General features: G+C 61.0%; 7 protein-coding genes and 1 pseudogene. 6 read left to right on the plus strand and 2 right to left on the minus strand.

Going from position 1 to position 7,789, the window contains the following annotated elements; translation table 11 throughout:
* Positions 1-242 precede the first annotated feature (242 nt).
* Positions 243-629, minus strand: coding sequence for a hypothetical protein (locus tag QZY01_RS07280; protein ID WP_294535246.1), 387 nt, complete (start codon positions 627-629; stop codon positions 243-245).
* Between QZY01_RS07280 and QZY01_RS07285 the strand changes: the two genes are divergently transcribed.
* On the plus strand, positions 629-841 hold the full coding sequence (locus QZY01_RS07285) for a hypothetical protein (protein ID WP_294535249.1): 213 nt from the start codon (positions 629-631) through the stop codon (positions 839-841). The genes QZY01_RS07280 and QZY01_RS07285 overlap by 1 nt on opposite strands.
* Positions 842-1,231: 390 nt before the next feature.
* Here the strand turns inward: QZY01_RS07285 and QZY01_RS07290 are convergent, their stop codons facing one another.
* Positions 1,232-2,830, minus strand: a complete 1,599-nt coding sequence (locus tag QZY01_RS07290) for a glycosyltransferase family 39 protein (protein ID WP_294535251.1) — start codon at positions 2,828-2,830, stop codon at positions 1,232-1,234.
* A gap of 723 nt (positions 2,831-3,553) precedes the next feature.
* Here QZY01_RS07290 and QZY01_RS07295 point away from each other — a divergent pair.
* The 5 genes and pseudogenes from QZY01_RS07295 to rpsI all read left to right on the plus strand — a co-directional run.
* The gene (locus tag QZY01_RS07295; RefSeq protein WP_294535253.1) at positions 3,554-4,366 is read left to right on the plus strand and encodes an RMD1 family protein; all 813 of its coding nucleotides are present in this window, start codon (positions 3,554-3,556) and stop codon (positions 4,364-4,366) included.
* A 196-nt stretch (positions 4,367-4,562) separates the two neighbouring features.
* A complete protein-coding gene (locus QZY01_RS07300; RefSeq protein WP_294535256.1) occupies positions 4,563-6,377 on the plus strand; it encodes an ABC transporter ATP-binding protein in 1,815 nt (604 codons plus the stop codon).
* 76 nt (positions 6,378-6,453) lie between these two features.
* Positions 6,454-6,939: pseudogene (locus QZY01_RS07305) on the plus strand (PaaI family thioesterase).
* Positions 6,940-7,109: 170 nt separating this feature from the next.
* Entirely contained in the window at positions 7,110-7,580 is a 471-nt protein-coding gene (rplM, locus tag QZY01_RS07310; RefSeq protein ID WP_294535258.1) for a 50S ribosomal protein L13, read from the plus strand.
* Between the two features lie 2 nt (positions 7,581-7,582).
* Positions 7,583-7,789, plus strand: a 207-nt coding sequence (gene rpsI, locus QZY01_RS07315; RefSeq protein WP_294535260.1) for a 30S ribosomal protein S9, incomplete at its 3' end; no start/stop codon positions are given.

Below are 7,789 nucleotides of genomic sequence, written 5' to 3' on the forward strand. Positions count from 1 at the left end.
CCAGAGCGGTAGGAACTCGGGGACTGGATCGAATTGCGCGATCACGGCCGTTTAGATGCGGCAACGGGAGACCGGGGCGCAATTCGTTTCCTGTCCCCTAGTTCCGGGGGGTGTTAGAGGCGACTCGCCGCAATTGGGGATTTGGTAAAGTGTCACCGTAACCCCACTTCCGTCCCGGAATTCGGGAAAGGAAACGAATTGCGCCCCATCATCCAGAAAAAGGATGCGAAGCAGCGGGAGACTCAATAATGATTTTGCAACGATGCGCGGCTCGACAGGGCGAAAGCAAGGGGTCCTTTGTGACAAAAACTTTTCCGAGCATTTCGCTTTTCGCATTGATTTTCCTGGCGCTTTCGACCGGCGTTCACGCCGATTGCTATGACGTCTTCGGGTGTTCGGATCGCAATTTTTTTCGGGCCAGCGACCTCATGGACGGGCCAAATTGCGACTTTCTCTACATGATGCGCGGCGCCATCTTCAAGCAGCGCGGTTATTGTTTCGCGACGCCGCGCGCCATTCAAACCTTCGGCAATGCCGACTGCCGGTTCGAGAACGTGAACGAGGTTCGGCTCAACAAGTTTGAACGTGCCAACGTCGCCACCATCCAATCCGTCGAAAAGGCCAGGCATTGTCCGCGCTGATTGAGGGGGAAGGGCGGCGGCGGCCAATTGCAGCGATCGGCTTCGGCCAGTTTTTGGCTGAGGGCGCCGATTTTTTTGGTAATTACAATCCCAGATTGCAGAATGGCGTGCAAAACCGTGACAAAACGCGCGATTTTCAAAAAAAACAGGTCATTTTCGTTCAAAAATCATCAATTTTCATATGTTTCAACTTAAAGTAGCATTAGATCTGCCGGCCTCGATCGGGTTTCCGCATCGAACCTGACAGGGGGGAGAACGCTCGCTTCGCCGGCCCTTGCAACGACGGTTAATAATGCCAAAACAATAAGTTACAACAAAAGTGGCGACGCGCGACGCGCCCTTGCCGGCGCCGCCCCGCACAGGTCTCGTTTCACGTGAAACAAAACAAGAACAAATTTTTCGGGCCCAAAGGCGTTTTCACCCCGTAAAATTCATTTTCACCCGCCGCGGTTCTGGCGTTCCGCCGGACTTCGGAATGACGATGACTCCTTGCGCCAGCCCCGATGGCGATGAATCGCCGGAATGGCCAAGCCGAACCGCGTTCAACGCCGGCCATCGACAGATTTAAGACATCGCGGTCGGCGACCGCCTTATCGCGCCGGCCTGGACGGTTCGCACAGGCTGACGTCGGCCTTGCCGCGGCGGAGCAACTGGAAAACGCCATAATTCCCCTCGAGGTCGAAGCCCTTGTAAAGGGCGGCCTCGAACGCGGCCTTTTCCGGGGGCGATGAATCGGTCATCGCCGGATAAATCATGTGATAAAATTCCCGGGAGTTGATGCTGGGGTTGAACACCACCCATTGCGCCCTCGACATGACTTCCCGGCAGGTCTGATCATATTGCGATGGCGTGGAATATTGCGGAATGAGGATATCGTAGCTCGCAGGGTGAGAGCGTCCGGTCCAGACCGGAAGCAGCGGATCGTAGGGATAGACGAATACACTGTCATGGGGCGGGAGCGCTTCCAGCCGCCGGATGAGCTCCGGCAATCCGTTTTGCTGGAGCATCGCTACGCGCCCCGCGTGCGTTTCGACGGTCTGAGCGCGGGCCGCCTGGCCGGCGATATTGACCAGTTGCTTGAGCGGCCACGCGACCGCGGCGAGGGCGAGGGCGCCAACCGCCAGCCGGCTCCAGAGCCCGTCCTTCAGCAGAACGGCCACGAGTCCGCTGAGCAAGGGCAGGGCGAGCACGACGCACCAGGCGATCTTGAAGGACATGGGCCGCGGGAAACATCCGAGAAATCCGGCGAGGGCGAACAGCACGGCGGCGCCCCAATGGGGCCGGCGCAACAAGGCGAATCCCTCGCGGTAGAGGGCGACGCCCATCAGCAAGGCGATCAGGGGAAACGCGACGATCGGAAACCAGGTTTGACGGTCCGGGAACGCGCCGTAAGGCAAATTCTGAATTTGCGAATAACTTTGCGACGCCCAGACAATGACTTCATCGAACGCCGGCCGCAGGCTTCCCTGCAGCCAGAGGAAGCCGAGAACGGCGAAAAGGAGAGACGCGCCGCCCGCCGCATAGAGCGCCAACGCCTTGACCGACCTGCCCGGAAGCAGCGACACGAAACCCGCCACGACGACAAGCGCGCCCCTGTGCGTCGTCACCAGCATCGCCGCGCTGGCCGCCAGCCCCGCCAAGGCCAGCCGCGCCGGCTTCGCCTCGGCCGTCATGATCGCCCAAAGCGACAGCAGGGAAAAAAAACTGGTGAACCAATGATGGTTCACCAAGGTCCATATCCCTTGGGAGGACGCAACCCAGGTGAGCGCCAGACACGCCGACAATACAGGCCGACCGGACAGGATCCGGCAGCAGGCGTAAGCGAGCCACGCCGTCGCGGCGATGACCAGCATATGCAGGATGCGCGCGGCAAGCAGCGATGGGCCGAACACGGCGGTCCAGCCGGACACGATCAGAAATCCGAGGGGCGGATGGAATTCGAAAAAGTCGCGGTACAAGACCTGGCCGCTGTTCATGCGCATGGCCGCATGCAGCCAGATGCCCTCGTCCGTTTGGCCCAGGAAGGCGCGCATGAACGGAACGCAAAGCAGCGCGGCGCTCAGCGCCACGAACCCTCCGGCGTAGCGATCGAGGAAAGTTTCAGGCTGCTTGGTCGGATAGGTCGCTTGATCGAGGCCTGAGGCCCAGCCCGAATGCGCTGTATCGAGCCCGCGCGGATTCTGACTCATAATCACTTCCCTCAAATTTCAGAAAGCCATGGAGGGTTCGCCACGGCTCTGGAGACTAACTGGCGCGAGTAAAGATCAATCGGAGGGAGCGAACGCCGGTTTTGTTCCCCGCCTTGCCTGATCATCGTCAGGCGGGGTTTGGTCTGAAACAAAAACGACGATTTAACCTCCGAGCAACCAAGTAAACTCTACTCACTTTAAGCCTGTTGCGCACTGATATAATTGCATAATTCATATTGCATTCGCTGTCCACTCCGAACGCCGAGGCTCCAAGGCGACCGGCGCAGGCTAATGTCAGAGCGAAATTCGATCAACATGTATCTTGGCCGCAGAGGCCGAAATAGGGCTTGCATTCTGCGGGGTTGAAGATATTTCGTTACGAAATCGCGTTACGCGGACGCATAAATTTATGGCAATAAGGTACTGTTGTAAAAAAATTCCATCTCACATGTTCGCCGGTCATGAACCGGGATCGTGGGGACGGGAAACGAATTGCGCCTTGGTTCGCGCGCCATGTTTGAATTGGCGATGAGCGCGCCATTCGACCATAAACCGAATGCCTCCGCTCCATAGCGCCCGAGAAGCAGTGCTCCTGTCGCACTTTTGGGCTAGAGTCTTTTGCGATCCGATGGAATCCGATCGGGGCTCCAGTTTCCTGTTTTTGCGCGTTTTCTTCATGCGAACCGGGTTCCGTTTCGCTTGAAAACGCACTAGAAAGCCGAAATGAACGAAGCGCCTACTCCGTCCTCGGCTTTGCGGGTCACCGCGCGCGCTTTGCTGCTTGGCGACCGGATCGATATCGCAGGGCTGGAGCGGGCGGACGCGATATCGGCAGCGCCGCTGGCCTTTCATGTCGGGCAGGGCGGGCGCGTGGCGCTCTACCGCTATGGCGTCGCCGTCATGGTCGGCCTGTCGCCGCTCGAGGAGGAGGACGTCCTCGCCAAACTCAGCGACCGCATCGTCGGCGCGCGCCTGCGCAAGGAAGATGAGATCGCCATTCTCGTCGTCGGCGGCGACGGCGAGGACCGCGTCACCCCCGGCGGGCTGATCGCGATCAAGGAACTTTCCGACGCGCATTTTCTGGTGTTTTCCGACGCTCTGGCGAAAAGCGTGGCGCTCGGGCGCGACGAACGCGAGGTCAATGGCGTGTTCGACAAGGTCGAGCCTTTGGCCAATACGCTTGCCGAGGAGGGCCGGCCGATGCGCGACCGGCGCGAAATGCTGCGGCTGATCGGCTATGCGCTGCGCGTGCAGCATCGAGTCTCGGGCCGCGTCGCCGTCGACGACAAGCCTGACGTGCTCTGGGACCGTCCCGATCTGGAGCGCCTTTACGCCCGCCTCGAAGACGAATATGAGCTCAAGGAGCGCGCCCAGACCCTGCAGCGCAAGCTCGACGTCATCGTCGAAACGGTGCGGGCGCTTACCGATATCATCGACGCCGACCGCTCGACGCGAATGGAAATGACGATCGTGCTGCTGATTCTGGCGGAACTCGGCATTTCGCTTTTGCAGATCGCGCTGTGGCACGGGCATTGACCGCGTGGCCGCCCCGGCGGATTGACAGAACGGGCGTTCTCTTCCACAGAAGAAGGGCGGACGACCGATGCAGCGCCGCAGTGGCGGACGTGTGTCTGAGCCAGGGCCTTGCGGACGGTTCGGTTGCGACGCGTTCCATGCGGTCGCATCGGGCGCCATCATCCCGCAAATGCGTCGATCGCTGAAAGACTTGCCCTTGTTTTCTGCCTTGGCCAAAAGACTGCGCACAAAACTGTTCTCCGCCGGCCAATTGCATTTGATCGAGCGGTTGTTGCGCGACCAGGGCCGCAAACACGCCAAGGGCTATATGATCGCCTTCGCCTTCATGGCGGTGATCGCGGGGACGACCACGGCCTCCGCCTGGGTGATGAAATATATCATCGACCGCATCTTTGTCGATCGCAGCATAGCGGCGATGTGGGCGATCGGCGGCGCGATCATGGCCATCTATGTCGCCAAGGGCCTCGCCACCTATGGTCAACAGGTCGTGCTGTCTCGCATCGCCAACAACATCATCGCCGACATCCAGACCCGCATCTTCGACAAGATGCTGTCGATGGACATCAGTTTTTACAACGCCCGCCATTCCACCGAATTCATCGCCCGTCAGGCCTTTATCGCCCAGGCGGCGAGCGGCGCGCTCAACATGCTCGTCACCGCGCTCGGACGCGACATACTCACGACGGTCGGCCTCGGCTTCGCCATGTTCATGCAGGACCCGTTTCTGGCCTCGCTCGCCATGCTGATCATGCCCGTAGCCATTGTCGGCGTTCGCAAGCTCGGCAATCGCTCGAAAAAAGTGATGATGACCGAGTTTTACGGCTTTGCCGCCATTCTCGAATCCTTGCAGGAATCTGCGCAGGGCATTCGCGTGGTCAAGGCCTTCACGCTGGAGCCTTTCATGCGCGCCCGGCAGGTCAAGGCCATCGAGAGCTTTGAGAGCGCCGCCAACAAACTCTCGCGCATCCAGTCGCGATCGAGCCCGCTGATGGAGACGCTGGCCGGTTTCGCCATCGCTTTGGTCGTGGTCTATGGCGGCTATCGCGTCATCAACGGCGGCCAGCAGCCCGGCAATTTCTTCGCCTTCATCACCGCTCTCTTGCTGGCGACCGAGCCCGCCAAGCGCGTCGCCCGCCTGCATGTCGACCTGACCTCGTCGCTGCTGGGCGTCTCCATGCTCTATGATTTTCTCGACCAGCCGACGCCCGAGTTGGAGCTCGGCGACGAGCCGGAACTGCACATCACCCGGGGCCGGGTGGAATTCGCCGAGGTCGATTTCTTCTACCGGCCCGGTGAAATGGTGCTCGACAGCTTGAGTTTCGTGGCCGAGGCGGGCCAGACCACGGCTCTGGTCGGACGGTCCGGTGGCGGCAAGACCACCACGATGAGCATGATTTTGCGCTTTTACGAGCCGACCGGCGGCAAAATCCTTATCGACGGGCAGGATATCGGGGCCTTTTCGCGTCGTTCGCTGCGCCGGCAGATCGCCTATGTCGGGCAGGATACGTTCCTGTTCAAAGGCTCGATCCGCGAGAATATCGCCTTCGGCAAGCCGGGCGCGAGCGACGAGGACATCATGGCTGCCGCGAGGGCCGCCTATGCGCATGACTTCATCATCGGTTTCGAGAAGGGCTATGATTCGCCGGTCGGCGAGCAGGGGATGCAGCTTTCCGGCGGCCAGCGCCAGCGCATTTCCATCGCTCGCGCCTTCCTTAAGGACGCGCCGCTGATCCTGCTCGACGAGGCGACCTCGGCGCTCGACACCGAATCCGAGCGCGCCGTCCAGGAGGCGCTGAAGACGCTGTGCGCCGGGCGCACCACGCTGGTCATCGCCCATCGCCTCTCGACCGTGGCCAATGCCGAACGGATCTGCGTCATCGAATCCGGCCGGGTGGTCGAATCCGGGCGCCAGGACGAATTGCTGGCGAAAAACGGCGTCTACGCCCTGCTGCACCGGACGCAGTTCGAGCGCGGATTGCACGTCCCGCCAACGGAAGCCGCCGCCGAATGATTTTCGACCGGCGGGCGGACCGGACGGGCCCGCGAGGGACTCTTCGCTGCTCTTGCGACAGGGAAAGTGCGCACTCATGATGGCGAAATCCAGCCTTCCCGAACCCGTGATGACGGTCGCCGAGATCGAGGGCTTCATCGAAGAAGTGTTTCCGCAATTGCATCATGGCGGGCGCTCGATCGTCATCGGGGGCGTTGGGCCGATGACGGCGTAACTTCGGCTGGTGGCGCATGAACGGCACTTGCGGCCCGGCGGCGCCATATCCGGCCCGGCCATGTTCACCCTCGCCGACGTCCGGCTCTTTGTCGTCATCCTCGCCCATATCGGCCGCGAAGCGCTGGCGGTGACGACCAATCTGAATATCAATTTCCTGCGCAAGCCGCCGCAGGGCGATTTCATCGTCCAGTGCCGTCTGCTCAAGCTTGGCAAGAGGCTGGCGGTGGTCGAGGCGACGCTGTTTTCGTCGGGCGCGCGGGAGTCGTTCGCCCAAGCTGTCGGCCAACCCGTAGCTCATGCCGTCGGGACCTATTCCATCCCGGCGCGCGGTAAAACGGTATCATGACACCATAAACGCGAAACGCCTTGTTTTGCGGTTCTTTCGGCGCGACATCGCCTTGACAATTCTGGCTCGCGCCCGTAGAAGCCGCCATCCCGCCCGGCGCCTGCGTTAATCGCGCGCGGCGCAGCAAAGACGAGAGACCGCGCTACCGGCGCCATTTTGGAAAAGAGACCATGTACGGCAAGACCTATTCGGCCAAAGCCGCCGAAATCGAGAAGAAATGGGTGCTGATCGACGCGAAAGGCCTCGTCGTCGGCCGTCTCGCCTCGATCATCGCGCTGCGGCTGCGCGGAAAGCACAAGGCGACCTTCACGCCCCATATGGACGATGGCGACAACATCATCGTCGTCAACGCCGACAAGGTGGTTCTGACCGGCCGCAAGCGCGAGCAGAAGGTCTATTACCACCACACCGGCTATCCCGGCGGCATCAAGGAGCGCACGGCCAAGTTCATCCTCGAAGGCCGCTTTCCGGAGCGCGTCGTCGAGAAGGCGGTGCAGCGCATGCTGCCGCGCGGACCGCTCGGCGTGAAGCAATTGTCCAACCTGCGCGTCTACAAGGGCGCCGAACATCCGCATGTGGCTCAGAACCCGACGGTTCTCGACGTCGCCGCCCTGAACCCCAAGAACGCCAGGAACGATTGATCATGGCCGAGACCATTTCTTCCCTGCAGGACCTCAAGAGCGCGACCGCCGAACCGGCGGTTCTGGCGCCCGTCCATGTGCAGAAGCTCGACAAATACGGCCGCGCCTACGCCACCGGCAAGCGCAAGAACGCCGTCGCCCGCGTCTGGATCAAGCCCGGCGCCGGCAAGGTCACCGTCAACGGCCGCGAACTGGAAGTCTATTTCGCC

It is taken from the genome of uncultured Rhodoblastus sp., from assembly GCF_903903185.1.
Lineage (GTDB): Bacteria > Pseudomonadota > Alphaproteobacteria > Rhizobiales > Beijerinckiaceae > Rhodoblastus.